This is a genomic window from Agromyces ramosus (assembly GCF_030817175.1).
Classification (GTDB): Bacteria; Actinomycetota; Actinomycetes; order Actinomycetales; family Microbacteriaceae; genus Agromyces; species Agromyces ramosus_A.
This window is the reverse complement of sequence record NZ_JAUSYY010000001.1, coordinates 75608-94755: the sequence shown is the minus strand read 5'-3', so window position 1 is coordinate 94755 and position 19148 is coordinate 75608. Positions and strand designations below refer to the sequence as shown.

Sequence of the window (19148 nt, the reverse complement as noted above, 5' to 3'; positions counted from 1 at the left end):
ACGGCCCCCGGTCTGCACCGAGGGCCGTTTCGTGAAGTCGCAGGCTACGCGCCGACGCCCCGGATGACGGGGTGGTGGAACGTGTCGCCGAAGACGCGCTCAGACGCGCCCACCCGATCGAGGTAGGGCGTGAGGCCACCCATCTGGAACGGGAAGCCCGCACCGAGCACCATGCAGAGGTCGATGTCCTCGGGAGCCGCGACGACGCCGCTCTCCAACATCAGGTGCACCTCGCGGGCGAGCCCGTCTTGCAGGGTGACGAGGATCTCGTCGGCCGACTTCGGGTGATTTCCGCCGGCGACGAGCTTCATCGCGCCCTTGTGGAAGCCCTTGACCCGGCCCTTGTCGTCCTTGTCGAGCAGCTTCCCGTAGTCGGCGAGCTTGTGCAGGTTCTCACTGCGGTAGAACCGCTCGGGGAACGCGGCGTGGTGGGTGTCGAGCACGTGCGCGCCGACCTTCAGCCCGACGAGATCGAGCAGCGCCGACGGCGCCATCGGCAGGCCGAGCGGGGCGATGGCCTCGTCGACGGTGGCGAACGAAGTGCCCGCGTCGACGGCGCGCATCGCCTCGCCGAGCAGCACCGCGAGCACGCGGTTGACGACGAAACCAGGGGTGTCGGCGGTGATGACCGCGTTCTTCCGCAGGTTCTTCGCCGTGACCATGGCGGTCGAGAGCGTCGCCTCGTCGGTGTGCGGCGTCTTCACGACCTCGATGAGGGGCATGACCGCGACCGGGGTGAAGAAGTGGAAGCCCACGAGACGCTCGGGATGGGCGAGCTTGGCACCGATCTGCTCGACCGACAGCGACGAGGTGTTGGTGGCCAGCACCGCCTCGGCCGAGATGAACTGCTCGACCTCGGCGAAGACGTTCTGCTTGATCTCGAGCTCTTCGAAGACCGCCTCGATGACCCAGTCACAGTCGGCGAAGTCGGACTTGTCGGTGGTACCGGTGACGAGCGCCTTCAGGCGGTTCGCCTCGTCGGGGGAGATGCGGCCCTTCGAGAGGAGCGCGTCGATCTCGTCGGAGATGTAGGCGACGCCCTTGTCGACGCGCTCTCGGTCGATGTCGGTGATGACGACCGGCACTCGCAGGCGGCGCACGAAGAGCAGCGCGAGCTGGCTCGCCATGTATCCGGCGCCGAGCACGCCGACCTTGGTGACCTGCTTGGCGACGGCCTTGTCGGGGGCGCCGGCGGGCCGCTTCGCTCGCTTCTGCACGAGGTTGAAGGCGTACACGGACGCCTGCAGCTGGTCGCCGGCCACGAGCTCGGCCAGCATCTCGTCTTCGCGAGCGAAGGCCTCGGCCTTCGTGCCGCTCTTCGCAGCCTTCATGAGCTCGAGCGCGGAATACGGCGACTTGGGAACCGAGCCGATGCGGCTCTTCAGCATCTTCGTCGCAATGCTGATCGCAGCATCCCACTTGACGAGGCGCTCGATCTTGCCAGGCTCGTTCGGCCGCTTCACGTTGATGCGGCCGGAGACGACACCGTCGGCCCACCTGATCGAGTCCTCGAGGAAGTTGACCGACGGGAAGAGCGCGTCGGCGATGCCGAGCTCCTTCACGTCGTCGGCCTTCAACATGCGGTTCTGCTTCAACGGGTTCTCGATGACGACCTTGAGCGCGTTCTCGATGCCGATGAGGTTCGGCAGCAGGTAGGCGCCGCCCCAGCCCGGGATGAGTCCGAGGAAGACCTCGGGGAGCGCGACGGCCGGCACCGAGGCATCCACCGTGCGGTAGTCGGCGTTGAGCGCGATCTCAAGGCCTCCGCCGAGCGCGAGCCCGTTGATGAACACGAACGACGGTACGCCGAGCTCGGATGCCTTGCCGAGCGCGTGATGACCGAGCTGGCCGAATTTGCGCGCGGTGTCTCTATCGGGCACCTCGGCGACCTTCGACAGGTCGGCGCCCGCTGCGAGGATGAACGGCTTGCCCGTAATCGCCACCGCGTGGATCTCGCCGGCCACCGCGCGCTCCTTGAGCGCATCGAGCGTCTTCGCGTACTCGAGCAGCGTGACCGGCCCGAGCGTGTTGGGCCGGGTGTGGTCGCGGCCGTTGTCGAGGGTGACCAGGGCGAGCGTCTTGCCGTCGGAGATGGGGACGTCGCGCACGTACGAGTGCGTGACGACCTCGTCGTCGGCGAGTGAAAGCAGGGAACCGAAATCGATCGTCGTGTAGTCGGTCATCAGGCCTTCTTCGCCTTCTTGTTGAAGTTCGGGTTCTCCCAGATCATGGTGCCGCCCTGGCCGAGGCCGACGCACATGCTCGTGATGCCGTACCGCACGTCGGGGCGCTCGGTGAACTGGGTCGCGAGCTGGTTCATGAGGCGAACACCCGAGGATGCGAGCGGGTGGCCCACCGCGATTGCGCCGCCCCAGGGATTCACGCGCGGGTCGTCGTCGGCGATGCCGTAGTGATCGAGGAAGGAGAGCACCTGCACGGCGAACGCCTCGTTCATCTCGAACAGGTCGATGTCGTCGATCGTGAGGCCCGCCTTGCGTAGTGCCTTCTCGGTCGCGGGAATCGGCCCGATGCCCATGATCTCGGGATCGACGCCGGCGAAGGCGAAGCTCACGAGCTTCATCTTCGGCGTGAGGCCGAGCTCTTTCGCTGCGGCGCCCGACGCCAGGATGGCCGCGGTCGCGCCATCGTTCAGGCCGGACGCATTGCCGGCCGTGATGCGGCCGTGGGGCCGGAACGGGGTCTTCAGCGCGGCGAGGCCCTCGAGGGTCGTCTCGGGCCGCATGACCTCGTCGCGGGTGGCGAGGCCCCAACCCTCTTCGGTGCGGATCGCGACCGGCACCAGGTCCTGCTGGATCTTGCCCGCCGCGTAGGCGGCAGCGGTCTTCTGCTGGCTGGCGAGGGCGTAGCGGTCGCTGCGCTCCTTCGTGAGCTGCGGGAAGCGGTCGTGGATGCGCTCGGCGGTGGCACCCATCACGAGGGCGTCTTCGCCGACGAGCTTCTCGCTGAGGAAGCGCGGGTTCGGGTCGACGCCGGAACCCATGGGGTGGTGGCCCATGTGCTCGACTCCGCCGGCGATCGCGAGGTCGTACATGCCGAAGCCGATCGAGCCGGACATCATCGCCGCGGCGGTCATCGCGCCGGCGCACATGCGGTCGATCGAGAAGCCCGGCACCGTCTTGGGCAGGCCCGCGAGGATCGCGGCGGTGCGGCCGAGCGTCAGCCCCTGGTCGCCCGTCTGCGTCGTCGCCGCGATGGCGACGTCGTCGATGCGGTCCTTCGGCACGTTCGGGTTGCGCTCGAGGAGCCCGACGATCGCCTTGACGACGAGATCGTCGGCCCTGGTGTTCCAGTACATGCCCTTGTCGCCGGCCTTGCCGAATGGGGTGCGGACCCCATCGACGAACACGACTTCAGCTTGATCAGCCACGCTGCAGCTCACTTTCGATCAGGATGCTTCGATCCTACGAATGCGCCAGAGAGCCCGTTGAATCGCTTGACGGAACCTACGAAGGGCTGGTCGTGGCATCCTGCACGGATTGTGATGCCTCCACAAAGGCATCGGCGATTGTCTGTGAGGTTGCCTCAATCTGCCATGGGCGTGCACCGAGGGCGGTGAGCTCGGCCCTGATCGCCTCGGCGGTCGCCTCCGCAGGCGGCGACCACGCGACGCGCCGCAGGTGGTCGGGCGTGAGGAGATTCTCGACGGGCATGTCGTACTGCTCGGCGACCTCGACGATCGCGGCTCGCGCGAGCCGGAGCCGTGCGTCGGCCTCTGGGTGACGGGCCGCCCACGCACGCGGTGGCGGCGGCGCATCGCTCGGCACCCGCACGGCTGGCAGGTCGGTCGTGGTCAGGCCGCGTTCGATCGCGTTCCACCAGCGGTCGAGCTCGGAACGGCTCGCGCGGCCGTTGAACTCGCGGAGATCGGCAAGTGCACGCCGGGTGGACGGCATGGCCTTCGCCGCGGCCAGCAATGATGCATCGGGGACGAGGCGGCCCGGCGCGGTGTCGAGTTCGGTCGCGAGCGCGTCGCGCGCCAGCCAGAGCTCACGTGCCACGGCGAGGTTGCGCGGGCTGCGAAACGCGTGGATGCCCGAGAGGCGGCGCCATGGCTCGGCTGCCGGCGGCTTCGCCTCGCGGTGCAGGACCGCCTCGAACTCCTGCGCGGCGATCTCGACCTTGCCGGTCTCGACGAGGCGCTCGGCGAGGCGGTCGCGCACATCGACGAGGAGCTCGACGTCGAGCGCGGCGTACTTCAGCCACGACTGGGGGAGCGGGCGAGTCGACCAGTCGGACGCCGAGTGCTCCTTCGCGAGCTTGATGTCGAGGAGCTCCTCGACGACCGACCCGAGGCCGACTCGGGGCATCCCGAGCAGTCTCGCGGCGAGCTCGGTGTCGAAGATGCGCTCGGGGTCGAGGCCGACCTCGCGGAGGCATGCGAGGTCTTGGCTCGCAGCGTGGAGGACCCACTCGTCGCCGTGGATGGCGTCTTGGAGGGCCGAGAAATCGGGGATCTGGGGCGGGTCGAACAGGAACGTGCCCGCACCGCGGCGAAACATCTGGATCAGGTACGCCCGCTGCGAGTAGCGGAACCCGCTCGCGCGCTCGGCGTCGACCGCGATGGGACCCTCACCGCCGATGAGGCGCGCGACGGCATCGTCGAACGCGGCGGGCGACTCGATCACCCGGTATTCATCCACGATTCGTCCTCCGTCGGGGCAGGGCCGTCACCCCCTCTGACCGGGGCGGGAGTCCTGCGAGCATGCACAACAACTCGCCCCAGCCTTCCACATGGGGGCCGATATTCGCGTCGAGCGGGGTCCAGGAGGCGCGCAGCTCGATCTGCGCACCGTCACCCTGGCGGGCGAGTTCACCGAATCCCGTCGAGAGGATCTTGGTCGCGGTACCCGAGGCCGCCATGTAGTGCGCGCCCCGCGTGTCGAGGGCGTCGACGAGCCACGACCACGCGACATCGGCGAGGAAGGGGTCGAGCCCGATGTCGGTCTCGAGCGGCGCCTGCGCGAAGCAGACCACACGGAAGCGACCGCCCCATGCCTCGGGTTCGCTCGGGTCGTACAGCAGTACGAACCGGCCGGTGCCGAGATCGGAGTCGTCGCCGTGGGCGCTCGGCGAGACATCCGCCGAGAGCGCCACCGCATACGGAGCGAGCGCTGCGGGCGCCGGTATCTCGGTGACGGTGAGCTCCGCACGCGGTGCGGCCGCACGCAGCGAGTCGAGTGCGGCCTCGAACTCGGGTGGCGGCTGAGTCGCAGAGTCGGGCACGAGTGCAGACTAGAGTCTCGAAAGGGGCGCAGGTCGGCGGCACGCCGGGCCGCCCGCGACCGCTTCGCAGGGAGGGTACGGATGCATCGACGGAACGGTTCAGCCGAGGCGATCGGCATCGCGGCGATCGCGATCGGGCTCGTCGCCGCGACGGTCGTCGTCGTCGCCGGTGCGACGGCGGCGGTGACCGTGCACTTCGCCAGGAAGGTCGTCACTCCGGTCCGCAAGCGCGAGGAAGACGTGCGGATCATCGGCGTCGACCTCGCCGGCGAGCAGATCACCCTCGCGGCATCCGAGGAGTCCCGCATGGCCGGCCGGTACGGGTTCTGGTTCGACCGGGACTCGGGACATGCCAGGCTCGGCGAGGTCATCGAGGCCGACGACCGCACCGTGCGTCGTCGAATCGAGTCGGTCGATTTCGGTCGCCTCGATCGAGCGGTGCGCGGGCGCATGAACGGCTGGTACCACCTCGGGCCCTGGGAGCTCGACTTCCCCTATGAGAACGTGCTCGTCGAGACCGCGCTGGGCCCGGCGCCCGCCTGGGTCGTGCGCACCGACGAACCCTCCGCACGGTGGGTGATCCAAGTGCACGGTCGCGGCGCGCAGCGCACCGAAGGGCTGCGCGCCGTGCCGTCGACGCGGGAGGCGGGCTGGAACACCCTGCTCATCTCCTATCGCAACGACGGCGAGGCGCCCGAGAGCGAGGATCGCCGGTACGGCCTCGGCGGCACCGAATGGGCCGACGTGGTCGCCGCCGTGGACTTCGCCGTCGAGCACGGCGCTGAGCAGATCGTGCTCATGGGCTGGTCGATGGGCGGCATGATCTCGCTGCAGGCGGTGCTGCGGTCGTCGCGAGTACGCGAGCGGCTCGTCGGGGTCATCCTCGACTCCCCGGCCATCGACTGGGTCGACATCCTCCGCTCACAGGGGCGGGCCTACGGCTTCCCCGATGAGCTCGGCGATGCGGTGTCCCGCCTCCTCGGAGGCCCGTTCGGCGGCGGCCTCACGGGCATCGCCGCCCCGATCAGCGTCGAGGAGCTCGATCCGGTGGTGCGCGCCGACGAGTTCATCGTGCCGATCCTGCTGATGCACAGCGTCGACGACGGGTTCGTGCCGATCGACGGCTCACGACGATTCGCCGAGGCCCGCCCCGACCTCATCGAGTTCGAGGTCTTCGACGAGGCCAGGCACACGAAGCTCTGGAACCACGACCCGGTGCGGTGGAACGGGCTCGTGCGCGGCTGGCTCGAACGGCGCGCCGATGGCGTCGACCGTCTGGGCGACGAGGCGGAGATCGTCGGCTGACGCGGCGGCGGGCCACCGCTTCGGCGTGGCCGTCAGGCGGCGATGCGCTCGCGCAGCTGCCGCTTCGTGCGGGCGAGCATGCCGGTCATGCCGCGCACCCGGAGGGGCGACACCGCCTCGGCGAGCCCGAGCGACTGCGGGTAGTCGGCGGGGACGTCGAGCACTTGCTGCACGGTCAGTCCGTCGAGGCCCTGCGCGAGGATCGAGGCGAAGCCGCGCGTCGTCGGCGACTCCGCCGGGGCCGTCGCGTAGAGGTGCACGAGCCCGTCGTCATCGACCTCGACGAACATGAACACCGGCGACTGGCACTCCTCGACGCGCTCGAGGAGGTCGGGGTGCTCGGCGTAGCGCTCGGGCAGCGGCGGGAGCTCGTTCGAGAACTCGAGCAGCAGCTGCAGGCGGTCTTTCACGCCGAGCGCGAGGAAGTCCTCGCGCGTCTCGGCGAGTTTGGCGGGCAGGGTCGTCGCGTCCATCGGTTCCATTCTCCCATGGGCGCGGACGACCCGGCCCGCACGGACTCAGCGGGCGGGAACCTCGCCGCGCTCGGGGCCGGTGACGATCGGCACGCGCACGGCACTGCCCCACTCGGTCCACGAGCCGTCGTAGTTGCGCACCTTCTCGAAGCCCAGGAGGTGGTTGAGCACGAACCACGTGTGGCTCGAACGCTCGCCGATCCGGCAGTAGGCGATGATGTCGTCGCCGTCTTCGAGGCCGACCTCGCCGCGGTAGATCGCGTCGAGCTCCTCACGCGTCTTGAACGTGCCGTCGGATGCCGCAGCGCGGGCCCAGGGCACGGATGCCGCGGTCGGGATGTGGCCGGCGCGGAGGGCACCCTCTTCGGGGTAGGCGGGCGCCGTGGTGCGCTCGCCGCTGTACTCCTCGGGGGAGCGGACGTCGACGAGCGGGTTGCCGAGGTGGGCGAGCACGTCCTCCTTGAAGGCACGCACGACGCGGTCGTCGCGTTCGACGACGGGGTACTCGACCGGCGTGACCTCCGGGGCATCCGTCGTCACGTCGCGGCCCTCGGCGATCCAGAGGTCGCGACCGCCGTCGAGGAGCCGCACGTCGTCGTGGCCGAAGAGCGTGAAGACCCAGAGGGCGTATGCGGCCCACCAGTTGTTCTTGTCGCCGTAGATCACGACGGTGGTGTCGCGGGCGATGCCCTTCGAGCCGAGGAGCGCGGCGAACTGCTCGCCGTTCACGTAGTCGCGCACGACGGGGTCGTTGAGGTCGGTGTGCCAGTCGATCTTGACGGCACCCGGGATGTGACCGGTCTCGTAGAGCAGCACGTCTTCATCGGATTCGACGACGACGAGCCCCGGTTCACCGAGGTGCTCGGCGAGCCATTCGGTGGTGACGAGACGCTCGGGATGCGCGTACTCGGCGAACTTCGCTGCTGTGTCGAACTCGGCGGACATGGAACCTCCTGGGGTCGCCCGGTCGGGCGGGGTGGGCGGGGGAGCGGACTAGGCTGATGACCTGTCCACCACGAATCTACGCGGCGTACGGGGCGAAGTCAGTAGGCCCGTCATCCGATGCAATACGGGAGCCTCTCCAGCATGACCTCGGGATCGACCCATGCTCTCATTCATCTCGTCGGCCGGAATCCCACGATCACCGGTGCCGAGATCGCTTCGGAGCTCTCGCCGCCGCCGCAGTTCGAGCGTGCGTCGTTCGAGTCGTACCGGCCCGACCCCGACTTCCCGTCGCAGCAGGCCGCCCTCGACGGACTCGGCGAGTTCGCCGCAGCGTGGCGGGCGCAACGCCCCGGCGGGTTCTTCTCACGCAACCGGAAGCCGAAGTCCGAGTTGCCGGGCGTCTACCTCGACGGCGGCTTCGGCGTGGGCAAGACCCACCTGCTCGCCGCCCTCTGGCACGTCGCACCCGGCCCGAAGTACTTCGGCACGTTCATCGAGTACACGGCTCTCGTCGGCGCCCTCGGGTACGCGCAGGCCGTCAAGCTGCTGACCGGTGCTCGACTCATCTCCATCGACGAGTTCGAGCTCGACGATCCCGGTGACACGATGTTGATGACGAGGTTCCTCGGCGAGCTCATGGCGAGCGGAACGCGAGTCGCCGCGACCTCGAACACGCCCCCGAACGCGCTCGGCGAGGGCCGGTTCGCCGCCGCCGACTTCCTCCGCGAGATCCACGCGCTCTCCTCGAACTTCGAGACGCTGCGCATCGACGGCCTCGACTACCGCCGCCGCGACACCGAGGGCCATGCAGAGGCCCTCCCGACCGACGCCGGCGTGGTGCACACGGCCGAGGCGCTCGCCTCACGCGGCCATCGGGTGTCGCTCGACGGGTTCGATGAGCTGATCGCGCATCTCGCCACGGTGCATCCGTCGAAGTACATCAAACTCATCGACGACGTCGAGTACATCGCCCTCGAGGGCGTGCACGAGCTCACCGACCAGAACGCCGCGCTGCGGCTCGTCGCGTTCATCGACCGTGTGTACGACGCCGAGGTGCCGATCATCGCGAGCGGCACGCCGCTCGACCAGGTGTTCGCCGCCGACATGATGGCCGGCGGCTACCGCAAGAAGTACCTGCGGGCGATGTCGCGCATGATCGCGCTCACGACGGGTGAGCTGCCGCCGCACGACTGACGGCGAACGTCGATCCGCGGCGATCCAGCGATTCACCTGAGCTGCCCCGCTCTGCGAAACGCGCTGTTTACACAAGCGCGTGGTACGTAACAATCACGAAACCTGCGACGGTCTCTCCCGAAACGATTCCCCTTGAAACTTGGGCCACAGGATCCCCACCTGATTCCCCAAGAGAGGTTCGAGATGGATCAAGGCAACACAGCGTTTCTCCTGATCATGGCGGCACTCGTGCTGCTCATGACCCCCGGACTCGCATTCTTCTACGGCGGCCTGGTCAAGGCCAAGAGCGTCATCAGCATGATGATGATGAGCTTCGGCGCCATCGGCCTCATCGGCGTGATCTGGGTGCTGTACGGCTACGCGATCGCGTTCCCCTCGGCCGACGGCCTTGCCGAGCCGTGGTCCATCGACTGGTCGGCGATCGGCCTCACGAGCCTCCTCGAGACTCCCGAAGGGGCTGCGTACCCGCCGCTCGCGTTCGTCGCATTCCAGGCCACCTTCGCGATCATCACGGTCGCCCTGATCTCCGGCGCGATCGCCGACCGGGCGAAGTTCGGTGCCTGGATGGTGTTCGCCGCCGTGTGGGCGACCGTCGTCTACTTCCCGGTCGCGAGCTGGGTCTTCAACTTCGGCCTCGCTGACGACGGCAGCTTCGCGTACGGCGGCTGGATCACCTACGGCATGCAGGAGTTCTTCGGCACCGGCGCACTCGACTTCGCCGGCGGCACGGCGGTGCACATCAACGCCGGTGCGGCTGCGCTCGCCCTGGCGCTCGTGCTCGGCAAGCGCGTCGGATTCTCGAAGGGCGCGCACGTGCCCCACAACCCGCCCTTCGTGCTTCTCGGCGCGGGCCTCCTCTGGTTCGGCTGGTTCGGGTTCAACGCCGGTTCGGAGCTCGCCGCAGACGGCACTGCGGCGCTCGCCTGGGTCAACACGCTGGCAGCGCCGGCCGCGGCCTTGCTCGCCTGGCTCGTCGTCGAGAAGATCAGGGACGGCAAGCCCACCTCCGTTGGCGCAGCATCCGGCGCCGTCGCAGGCCTCGTCGCGATCACGCCCGCGTGTGCGTTCCTCACCCCGGTCTGGGCGATCCTGCTCGGCATCATCGCCGGCGCCGTCTGCGCACTGGCGGTCGACCTGAAGTTCAAGTGGGGCTTCGACGACTCGCTCGACGTCGTGGGCATCCACCTCGTCGGCGGCCTCATCGGAACGCTCTACCTGGGCCTCTTCGCGACGGACAAGGGCCTGTTCACCGGTGGCGACGGCACGCAGCTGCTCGTGCAGGCGATCGCGGCCCTCTCCGTGATGCTGTACTCGTTCGTGCTCGCCTACGTGATCGGGTTCATCATCCAGAAGACCATGGGCTTCCGAGTGAAGAACGAGGACGAGATCGCCGGCATCGACACCGTCGTGCACGGTGAGGACGCGTACAAGCTCGAGACCGTCTAGGGAGTCCCGACCCGCCCGAGGGCGGTGGGGTAGTGTGCGGGTGTGCCAGACACCAGCCGCCTCCTCACCGCCCTCGGTCGTGTCATCCGCTCCCTCACCGGCGGTGCTGCGAAGTCGACGGATGCCTCGAGCCGGCCGGCTCCCACGGAACCCATGTCGCCCGGCCAGGCCGGCGCATCGGCCACGATCGAGGTCGACCCGCGTCGACTCCGCGGCGTGAAGCTCGGCTACGCGCCGTCGCGCGACGGCCAGCCCGACCCGGGAGAGATCGTCTGGACCTGGGTGCCCTACGAGGAGAACGACGGCCGCGGCAAGGACCGCCCCGTGGTGATCGTCGCGGCGTCGGGCTCCGGCGACTTCCTCGCGGTGCAGCTCACGAGCAGGGCGCACGACGGCGACCACGACTTCATCTCCCTCGGCGACGGCGCCTGGGACGCGCAGGGCCGGCCGAGCTGGGCGCGCATCGATCGGGTGTTCCGCGTGCGCCCCGACGGCATGCGGCGCGAGGCCGCGTCGCTCGACGCGCGCCGGTATGCGCTGGTCGCGACGGCGCTCGACGAGCGCTACGGCTGGCGCTGAGGCATCCGACCGCCGTCCTTGCGCGCAGGGCGGCGCGGAGGGCCGATCAGGCTCGAGGTGGCCGGTGCAGGCCGAATGGCGAGCCCTGGTCGTCGCGGCAGAGTCGGAACTCGCCGAAGATGGCGGTGGACTCCTCGTCGGCACCCGGAAGATCTTCGACGGTGCCACCGAGCTTCTCGACGGTGGCGGCCGCCGCATCGAGGTCGTCCACGCGGAAGAAGACGTACGGCGCTGCTCCTGCGTCACCGCCGTGCACCCCGGCCGGCACCCCGGCGCCGTCGATGGCGTATCCGCCTCCGCCACCCGGCCCCGGTTCGAACGACCAGCCGAACAGCTTGCCGTAGAACGAGCGTGCGGTCATGGCATCCGCTGCCCCGAACTCGATGAACGACACCTCGCCGGTCATGGTTCCCCCTCGCCTCGATGCGTGCGTGCTGCGTGACACGGTAGACGCGGCGCGCGGATGCCACAACGGGTGGACCGGGAAATGAAGAACGCCCCCAGTGGAGTGGGGGCGTTCGTGGGCGATGCCGGGCTCGAACCGACGACCTCTTCCGTGTGAAGGAAGCGCGCTACCAGCTGCGCCAATCGCCCATATGGGTTCGCGGCGCACTCGAGGTGACCGCGGACTCGATACTAGCCGACCGAGCATGGCGAATGCACATCGACCGACCGCAGGGCTGCCGACGCCTCCCGCGGAGGTGTGGACACGCCCGGGTTCACGGGGCGGAAACCGGGAATGACCGGGAGGAACGGGCAGTGGAACCCGCTCGGTTTGTGAATCGATCCGGCAATCGGTTAGAGTCTCTCTGCACGCAGAAATGCGAGCAACGCGGATGTGGCGCAGTGGTAGCGCATCACCTTGCCAAGGTGAGGGTCGCGAGTTCGAATCTCGTCATCCGCTCTGATCAGGATCGGGCGCAAGCCCGATTCCTGTTCTTTTGGTGGAGAACCCAGACACGGTGGATTGGCCGAGAGGCGAGGCAGCGGCCTGCAAAGCCGTATACACGGGTTCGAATCCCGTATCCACCTCCAGGCCGAGAACCCGTTCTCGACTTGGGCGATTGGCGCAGCGGTAGCGCGCTTCCCTGACACGGAAGAGGTCACTGGTTCGATCCCAGTATCGCCCACCACGAAGCCCCGGCATCAGCCGGGGCTTTTCTCGTCTGGTGGTCGTCCGGCAGGCGTCGGCACTGGCCGCCGAAGTTCCGAGCAAACTCCGAGTTTGACGGGGCCGCGCAGGCCTATGCTGATGCCGCAGCCTTGGTCGTGAGGGTCCGGGGTGTCGACGAAGACGCCGGCATTCCCGTTGACCCCACGTACCGGGCGCAAGCTCTCCGACGTCAGGCGATCGTGACGACCACCTTGCCCAGGGCTCGGCCGTCGATCACCATCCGCATCGCCTCTGCCACCTCCGCGAGTTCGAACGTCCGGCCGATCACGGGAACGAGGGCCCCCTGCGCTGCGAGGGCTCCGAGCCGCTCGAGATCGTGGTTCGGCCGATGAACGAGCAATCCCATGCTCCGGCTGCTGCGGGTCATCACCTCCCAGGCGCCGAACAGCAGCACCTGTGCGATCCGACTCGTGGCACCGCCGATCATGATGTACCGCCCCCCAGGAGCCAGGAGGCGCTTGTAGTCGAACATCGATCGCCTGGCGATGACGTCGATGATCAGGTCGAAGCGCTCGGTGCGGTCTGCGACGTTCTCCCGGGTGTAGTCGATCACCGTCTCGGCGCCGAGCGACCGCATGAGATCGAGCTTCTCCGCTGAGTCCACGCCTGTGACGTGGGTTCCGGAGGCGCGAAGGAGTTGGATCGCGAACGTCCCGACACCGCCGCCGGCACCGTTGACGAGCGCACGCCGACCGGCCCCGCCTGCCTGGCCGACTGCTTGGAGCGCCATCACACCGGCTTGCGGGATGGCTGCGGCCTGCTCGAAGGGGAGTCCGGCGGGCTTGCGCTCGAGCGCGTGCTCGGGGGCGCTCGCGAACTCTGCGAAGCCGCCCCAGTTCGAAGCCGAGAGGTCGCCGAACACGAGATCACCGGGCCGGAACCTCGTCACTCCTCGCCCTGCGGCGACGACGTCACCCGCGACATCCGCGCCGAGCACCCGGCGCTTCGGTCGCCGGAGGCCCCATCCTGCTCGAGTCAGGAACGGCCTGCCGAGCAGGTTGTCGCAGTCCCACGAGTTGACGGAGGCAGCGCGGACGCGGACCAGCACCTCGTGCTCGCCGATCGACGGCGGGTCGAGCTCCTCGAGCCTGAGCACGTGCTCGGGTGGGCCGTACCGGTCGTACACGACTGCCCGCATCCCGTCATCCTCGCACCTCGGCGGGTCGCACGTTCAGGTGGAAGCGAGGTCAGTGGAGCGCCCGGGCATCACCACGGACTCGGTGCCGGCGGCGCCACGACCGGGGGCCGGTCGTCGCACGTGATGGTGTTCGGCAGCTCCCATGGGGCGAGCCACGGCCCGGTCGTGTTCGCACCGCTCGAGTCGTTGCCGCCGAGGTCGATGAGCGAGAACTCCGACCCGGTGGGCGGGAAGTTGAACGAGCCGCAGTTGTTCACACCGACCGCCCCGACGTTACGGGCGTCGACGTTCTCGAATGAGGCCGAGCCCGCAACGCGCGCGCTCACGACGGAGGTGCCGGTGCCGTCGATGCGAAGGTCCCTGAAGTGCACGTTCGTGATCGAGTACAAGTCCTTCACCGGCCAGTCGGCGACGAGCAGGATCGCGTTGTAGGTGTTGTCGAGCAGATGGTTGCCCACCACCTGCACATCGGCGTCGATCGGCCGGTCGAGGGCGTAGAGCCAGATCGCGCCGAGTCCGATGTTCCAGTTGAGCTCAGAGGTGCCGGCGCGCACGGTGGTGTTGTCGGTGATCCAGAGGTGCCCGGTGAACGCCTCGGCCCCGAAGCGAGAGCCCACGTGGATGCCGCTGCCCTCACGGATCGGGTCGGCGACGAGGTTGTTCGACACGGTGTTGTCGGTGCCGCCGTAGATCGCGATGCCGTTTGCGAGCGTGGGCGTCTGCACCGTGTTGCGGTCGAACGTGTTGCCGGCGTTCGCCGTCGCCTCCGACCACATCGCGAGGCCGTCGTCGCCGGTGTTGCGCACGTAGTTGCCCGAGACGACCGAGTCGGCGACACCGGTGTGGAAGTTCAGCGCATCCGCGATCTGGTCGACGACGATGTTGCCGGTCACCGCGACGCCCTGCATGGGCCCGTCGAACCAGAGCCCGACCTTGGTGTGGCTGATGTGGAGTCCGCTGATGGTCGAGTCGCTCATGGCGCCGCCGACGGCATTCACCTGATCGGTGTCGATGCGCTCGCGCACGTCGCCCTCGATGGCGAAGTCGGCGAGGTGCACGTTGGAGCTCCCGCCTGCCGCGGCATCCCGGCCGTAGAAGCCGACGCCGGTGTGCACCGACCCGTCGGGTGCCAGCTTCTTCAGCGCCACCTGCGACCCGCGGATGATCGTGTGCCAGTTGCCTGCGCCCTCGATCGTGACGTCGTCGACGATCAGGTGCTCGTTGACCTGGAACGTGCCGGCCGGCACGTACACCGTGAGATCGTGTCGCTGGGCGTACGCGATCGCCGTGCGGAAGGCATTGCCCGCATCGCGTCGTCCGGTCGGGTCTGCGCCGAACTTCGTCACGCTCACCGAGCCGGCGGGTCGCGTCGCAGGCGGTGCGACGAACTCGGAGTCGAGCAGGTCGATGACGGTCCATGCGGCATCCGTGCCCTGCGGTGCCGTGAGGCGCACGACGGAACCGGCCGGGTGGGTGCGGCTCAGGAGCATCCGCTGCTCGTCGTAGAAGTGCATCGGGCGGAACGGCTTCGTCACCTCGAAGCCCTCGCCGGGCACGCAACCGCACTCGGTGATCCACCAGTCGGGGTGCAGGAGTCCCGCGTTCGGGTCATTCGTGAACGGGTACTGGTTGTAGAGCCACGCGTATTGGGAGGTGAGGGTCATCGTCTCGGATGTCCCACCGTCGACGCTCACCGCGAGCGGCGCGGTGATGCCGCCGCCGTTCGGCGCATCGGGGATGCTGTACCGCACCGTGATGGCGTTCGTGGGCGCGGGCAGGGTGAACTCCACGTACTCGCCGGGATCGAGCTGCACAGCGGTGCGACCGGATGCCTCAGCCGGCAGCGTGTACGCCGAGCGATCGGGCCCGATGAGCTCGCCGTTCGTCTCCGCGTTCTCGGCTTCCTGCTCGAGGAAGGCCACCTGGGCGCCTCGTCCCTCGACCAGGACGGGGTCGAGCGCTGCACGGGTGACCGGTGTGGGCTCCGCGCTCGCCGCGGCGGGGGAGCCCGCCCCGACCACTGCGCCGCACGCGAGCGCGGCGACGAGGATCGAGGACCGCAACCGGCGGCGGGGCCGGCCGGACGAACGCGTGCGGGTGCTCATCGGACGTGTCATCATCGACTCGTTTCAGCTCGATTCGTGCGCCGGGCATCCGGTGGAGCCGCCGGATGTGGCGACTGTACGACTGCGCGACGCCGCCGCACAAGCAGCTGCGAGCGATTGTCGAGAGGTTGTCGAGTTCTTGCGATGGGCAGCGCAAGTCGGTGGCAGCTCGTGCGGTGGAGCGCTCAAGAATTGCGCATGCGGGCGTCAGCCGCCGGCGACCGTGTCGATGACGATGGGCGGCCGGCCGATCGAGGTCGAGAACCACGACCAGGACTCGCCCGACGTCTGCTCGATCGCGGCGAAGACGTCCTGGTTCGGCGGGACGCTGCGCAGGATCACGGTGATCACGCGTCGCCCGGCGAACCGGATCGAGCCCGGCGCATCCACCGTGCCGCTGCCCGCGAACCCGCTCGGCGTGAAGGCCGCGCGGGTCGGCGCGTCGACGGCGAACGCGAAGACGTAGGTGCCGGTCCACGTGACGCCGTACGCACTCGCGTTGAAGTGCACCGAGACGGCGGGGTTCCGGTTCGGCGACTCGCGCCGGTCGAAGGAGGCGAAGGGCGTCGCGGCATCCGTCTGCAAGATGGTGGGACGGATGAGGGTGAGGTTCGTGCGCCCGCGGCCGATGGTCTTCACCGGGCTGAGGACCTCGAAGGGCGCGAGGTGGATGGGCGTGAGCCTGACGTCGTCGACGCGGAACTTGGCGGCCCAGTCGGCGGCGGAGAGATCCGGTTCGAATTCCGCCGCGTCGACCACGTGTTCGCCGAGCCCGGTCGGGGTCAGGTCGTTCGATTCGGTAGTCATGAGGAAAACTCTAGAACTGACCTCGCGACGCTGCATCAGTGGGGCCCCTGACGACCGGCGGGCGTGGCGCCGGGCTCGCACTACAGTTGAAGGGTTTCGTGTTCCGATACGCAGGGAGTACACCAAGGTGGCCGACGGCTTCGAGCTCTTCACCGACCGGTCCGTTGTCGCAATGCGCGTCAACGGCGAGCTGAAGGACCTCGCCACGACGGTCACCGACGCCGATGCGGTCGAGCCGGTCACGATCGACTCTCCCGACGGGCTCAGCATCCTCCGCCACTCGGCCGCACACGTGCTCGCGCAGGCGGTGCAGGCGGTGAACCCCGAGGCGAGACTCGGCATCGGCCCGCCCGTGACCGACGGGTTCTACTACGACTTCGACGTCGCCGAGGCGTTCACGCCCGAAGACCTGAAGGCGCTCGACAAGGAGATGTCCCGCATCGTTCGGGCCGGGCAGCGGTTCATGCGCCGGGTCGTCACCGACGAGGAGGCCCGGGCCGAGCTTGCGAACGAGCCGTACAAGCTCGAGCTCATCGGGCTGAAGGGCGCGGCCGGGCACGGCGAGTCGAGCGGCGACGACCACGAGTCGGTCGAGGTCGGCGCCGGCGAGCTCACGATCTACGACAACGTCGATCCGAAGACCGGCGAGACCGTCTGGAAAGACCTCTGCCGCGGACCGCACCTGCCGAACACCCGCATGATCGGCAACGGCTGGGCGCTCACTCGTCTCGCAGCGGCGTACTGGCGTGGCTCCGAGAAGAACCCCCAGCTGCAGCGCATCTACGGCACCGCTTGGCCGACGAAAGACGAGCTGCGTGCCTTCCAGCACCGCCTCGAGGAGGCGGCCAAGCGCGACCACCGCAAGCTCGGGCGCGAACTCGACCTCTTCAGCTTCCCCGAGGAGATCGGCTCCGGTCTCTCGGTGTGGCACCCGCGCGGCGGCGTCGTGCGCATGGAGATGGAGCAGCACGCGCGCCGTCGCCACATCGCCGACGGCTACACCTACGTGTACACCCCGCACATCTCGAAGGAGGACCTCTTCCTCCAGTCGAACCACCTCGTCACGTACAAGGAGGGCATGTTCCCGCCCATCCACATGGACGAGGAGCGCGACGCCGAGGGCAACATCACGAAGCATGGCCAGGACTACTACCTGAAGCCCATGAACTGCCCGATGCACATCCTCATCTACAAGGAGCGCGGGCGCAGCTACCGCGACCTGCCGATGCGGCTCGCCGAGAACGGCACCGTGTACCGCAACGAGCTCTCCGGTGCACTGCACGGACTCACCCGGGTGCGCGGCTTCACGCAAGACGACTCGCACCTCTTCGTCACCCCCGAGCAGCTCGAGGAGGAGACCGCAAAGGTCCTGGCGTTCGTCATCTCGATGCTGCGCGACTTCGGCCTCGACGACTTCGAACTCGAGCTGTCGATGCGCGACGACCACAAAGACAAATGGATCGGCTCCGACGAGTTCTGGGAGTACTCCACCAACGCGCTCCGCAACGTGGCTCGCGCGAGCGGGCTCAAGCTCACCGAGATGCCCGGTGAGGCCGCGTTCTACGGGCCCAAGATCGACCTCAAGACGCGTGACGCGATCGGCCGCACCTGGCAGCTCTCGACCGTGCAGGTGGACCCCAACCTGCCCGAGCGCTTCGAGCTCGAGTTCACCGACCGCGACGGGCACAAGAAGCGCCCGATCATGATCCACCGTGCGCTGTTCGGCTCGATCGAGCGGTTCTTCGCGATCCTGCTCGAACACTACGCCGGCGCCTTCCCCGTGTGGCTCGCGCCCGTGCAGGTCGTCGGCATCCCGGTCGCCGACGAGTATGCGCCCTACCTCGGTGCCGTCATCGAACAGTTGCAGCGCCACGGCGTGCGCGCCGAACTCGACTCGAGTGACGACCGCATGCAGAAGAAGATCCGGACGCACACCAAGCTCAAGGTGCCGTTCCAGCTGATCGCCGGCGAAGAAGACCGCGCGGGCGAGACGGTGAGCTTCCGCTTCCGAGACGGCAGCCAGGAGAACGGCGTGCCGATCGCCGAGGCCGTGCGCCGCATCCGCCTCGCCATCGACGAGCGCCGACAGGTGGTCACGAAAGACGATCTGGTGGCATGAGCGCGTATCAGGCCGACGAGTTCGAGGGCGTGCCGACGGATGCCGCGGCCGACCTCGCCGGCGTGCCCGACGCGTTCCAGCGACTCTGGACCCCGCATCGCCTCGTCTACATCCAGCACGGGCAGCAGCCCGACGAGCACGCGTGCCCGTTCTGCCGTGCCCCCGAGATGAGCGACGAGCAGGCGCTCATCGTGGCGCGCGGCACCCATGCCTATGTGCTGCTGAACCTCTACCCGTACAACAGCGGCCACCTACTCGTGTGCCCCTTCCGCCACGTCGCCACCTACGACGAGGCGACGCCCGAGGAGGTCGCCGAGATCGGCGAGCTCACGCAGGTCGCGATGCGGGTCGTGAAGCAGGTGTCCCGATGCGACGGATTCAACATCGGCATGAACCAGGGTCGCATCGCCGGGGCGGGCATCGCGGAGCACCTGCACCAGCACATCGTGCCGCGCTGGGCGCTCGACTCGAACTTCTTCCCGATCATCGCCGGCACCAAGGCGCTACCGCGCCTGCTCGGCGAGGTACGCCAGGAGATCGCCGAGGCCTGGCCGGCCTGACCGGTGGCATCGCGCCGATGGACACGACGTCCACTGCGTGCGGCCGAGCATGACATCGC

General features: G+C 68.5%; 16 protein-coding genes and 4 tRNA genes. 9 read left to right on the top strand and 11 right to left on the bottom strand.

Annotation, left to right across the window (positions count from 1 at the left end):
• Window positions 1-44: 44 nt before the first annotated feature.
• From QFZ26_RS00430 to QFZ26_RS00415, 4 genes are all read right to left on the bottom strand, one after another.
• The gene (locus tag QFZ26_RS00430; protein WP_307038520.1) at window positions 45-2183 is read right to left on the bottom strand and encodes a 3-hydroxyacyl-CoA dehydrogenase NAD-binding domain-containing protein; all 2139 of its coding nucleotides are present in this window, start codon (window positions 2181-2183) and stop codon (window positions 45-47) included.
• Complete coding sequence (locus QFZ26_RS00425) at window positions 2183-3388, bottom strand: thiolase family protein (protein WP_307038519.1); 1206 nt, start codon at window positions 3386-3388, stop codon at window positions 2183-2185. Before QFZ26_RS00425 ends, QFZ26_RS00430 begins: the two co-directional genes overlap by 1 nt.
• Before the next feature lie 76 nt (window positions 3389-3464).
• Entirely contained in the window at window positions 3465-4661 is a 1197-nt protein-coding gene (locus QFZ26_RS00420) for an HRDC domain-containing protein (RefSeq protein WP_307038518.1), read from the bottom strand.
• A complete protein-coding gene (locus tag QFZ26_RS00415; protein ID WP_307038517.1) occupies window positions 4654-5244 on the bottom strand; it encodes a DUF3000 domain-containing protein in 591 nt (196 codons plus the stop codon). The genes QFZ26_RS00420 and QFZ26_RS00415 overlap by 8 nt, the downstream gene beginning before the upstream one ends.
• Window positions 5245-5325: 81 nt before the next feature.
• Here QFZ26_RS00415 and QFZ26_RS00410 point away from each other — a divergent pair, with 81 nt between their 5' ends.
• A complete protein-coding gene (locus QFZ26_RS00410; RefSeq protein WP_307038516.1) occupies window positions 5326-6549 on the top strand; it encodes an alpha/beta hydrolase family protein in 1224 nt (407 codons plus the stop codon).
• A 32-nt stretch (window positions 6550-6581) separates the two neighbouring features.
• Here the strand turns inward: QFZ26_RS00410 and QFZ26_RS00405 are convergent, their stop codons facing one another.
• Entirely contained in the window at window positions 6582-7022 is a 441-nt protein-coding gene (locus tag QFZ26_RS00405; protein ID WP_307038515.1) for a SufE family protein, read from the bottom strand.
• A gap of 45 nt (window positions 7023-7067) precedes the next feature.
• Window positions 7068-7967, bottom strand: coding sequence for a sulfurtransferase (locus QFZ26_RS00400; RefSeq protein ID WP_307038514.1), 900 nt, complete (start codon window positions 7965-7967; stop codon window positions 7068-7070).
• A gap of 141 nt (window positions 7968-8108) precedes the next feature.
• Between QFZ26_RS00400 and zapE the strand changes: the two genes are divergently transcribed.
• The 3 genes from zapE to QFZ26_RS00385 all read left to right on the top strand — a co-directional run bounded on the left by zapE (window position 8109) and on the right by QFZ26_RS00385 (window position 11186).
• Window positions 8109-9161: a cell division protein ZapE gene (gene zapE, locus QFZ26_RS00395; protein ID WP_307038513.1), complete on the top strand. Its 1053-nt coding sequence runs from the start codon at window positions 8109-8111 to the stop codon at window positions 9159-9161.
• A 183-nt stretch (window positions 9162-9344) separates the two neighbouring features.
• Entirely contained in the window at window positions 9345-10607 is a 1263-nt protein-coding gene (locus QFZ26_RS00390) for an ammonium transporter (RefSeq protein ID WP_307038512.1), read from the top strand.
• Window positions 10608-10649: 42 nt separating this feature from the next.
• Entirely contained in the window at window positions 10650-11186 is a 537-nt protein-coding gene (locus QFZ26_RS00385; RefSeq protein WP_307038511.1) for a type II toxin-antitoxin system PemK/MazF family toxin, read from the top strand.
• Between the two features lie 46 nt (window positions 11187-11232).
• On the opposite strand, the gene QFZ26_RS00380 is transcribed toward QFZ26_RS00385, so the two are convergent.
• Window positions 11233-11592, bottom strand: a complete 360-nt coding sequence (locus QFZ26_RS00380; RefSeq protein ID WP_307038510.1) for a VOC family protein — start codon at window positions 11590-11592, stop codon at window positions 11233-11235.
• Window positions 11593-11707: 115 nt separating this feature from the next.
• A tRNA-Val gene (locus QFZ26_RS00375) sits at window positions 11708-11780 on the bottom strand.
• A 238-nt stretch (window positions 11781-12018) separates the two neighbouring features.
• Here QFZ26_RS00375 and QFZ26_RS00370 point away from each other — a divergent pair.
• The 3 genes from QFZ26_RS00370 (at window position 12019) to QFZ26_RS00360 (ending at window position 12319) form a co-directional block, all read left to right on the top strand.
• Window positions 12019-12090, top strand: a tRNA-Gly gene (locus QFZ26_RS00370).
• 57 nt (window positions 12091-12147) lie between these two features.
• Window positions 12148-12221, top strand: a tRNA-Cys gene (locus QFZ26_RS00365).
• 23 nt (window positions 12222-12244) lie between these two features.
• Window positions 12245-12319: transfer RNA gene (locus QFZ26_RS00360), tRNA-Val, on the top strand.
• Window positions 12320-12529: 210 nt separating this feature from the next.
• On the opposite strand, the gene QFZ26_RS00355 is transcribed toward QFZ26_RS00360, so the two are convergent.
• The 3 genes from QFZ26_RS00355 to QFZ26_RS00345 all read right to left on the bottom strand — a co-directional run bounded on the left by QFZ26_RS00355 (window position 12530) and on the right by QFZ26_RS00345 (window position 16410).
• Window positions 12530-13498, bottom strand: coding sequence for an NAD(P)-dependent alcohol dehydrogenase (locus QFZ26_RS00355; protein WP_307038509.1), 969 nt, complete (start codon window positions 13496-13498; stop codon window positions 12530-12532).
• A gap of 68 nt (window positions 13499-13566) precedes the next feature.
• Complete coding sequence (locus QFZ26_RS00350) at window positions 13567-15603, bottom strand: glycosyl hydrolase family 28-related protein (RefSeq protein ID WP_307038508.1); 2037 nt, start codon at window positions 15601-15603, stop codon at window positions 13567-13569.
• Between the two features lie 207 nt (window positions 15604-15810).
• A complete protein-coding gene (locus QFZ26_RS00345; protein ID WP_307038507.1) occupies window positions 15811-16410 on the bottom strand; it encodes a hypothetical protein in 600 nt (199 codons plus the stop codon).
• A gap of 172 nt (window positions 16411-16582) precedes the next feature.
• Between QFZ26_RS00345 and thrS the strand changes: the two genes are divergently transcribed.
• Window positions 16583-18529, top strand: coding sequence for a threonine--tRNA ligase (gene thrS, locus QFZ26_RS00340; protein WP_307044866.1), 1947 nt, complete (start codon window positions 16583-16585; stop codon window positions 18527-18529).
• Window positions 18526-19089 (top strand): HIT family protein, encoded by a 564-nt coding sequence (locus QFZ26_RS00335; protein WP_307038506.1) that lies wholly within the window; start codon window positions 18526-18528, stop codon window positions 19087-19089. The genes thrS and QFZ26_RS00335 overlap by 4 nt, the downstream gene beginning before the upstream one ends.
• Window positions 19090-19148: the final 59 nt, after the last annotated feature.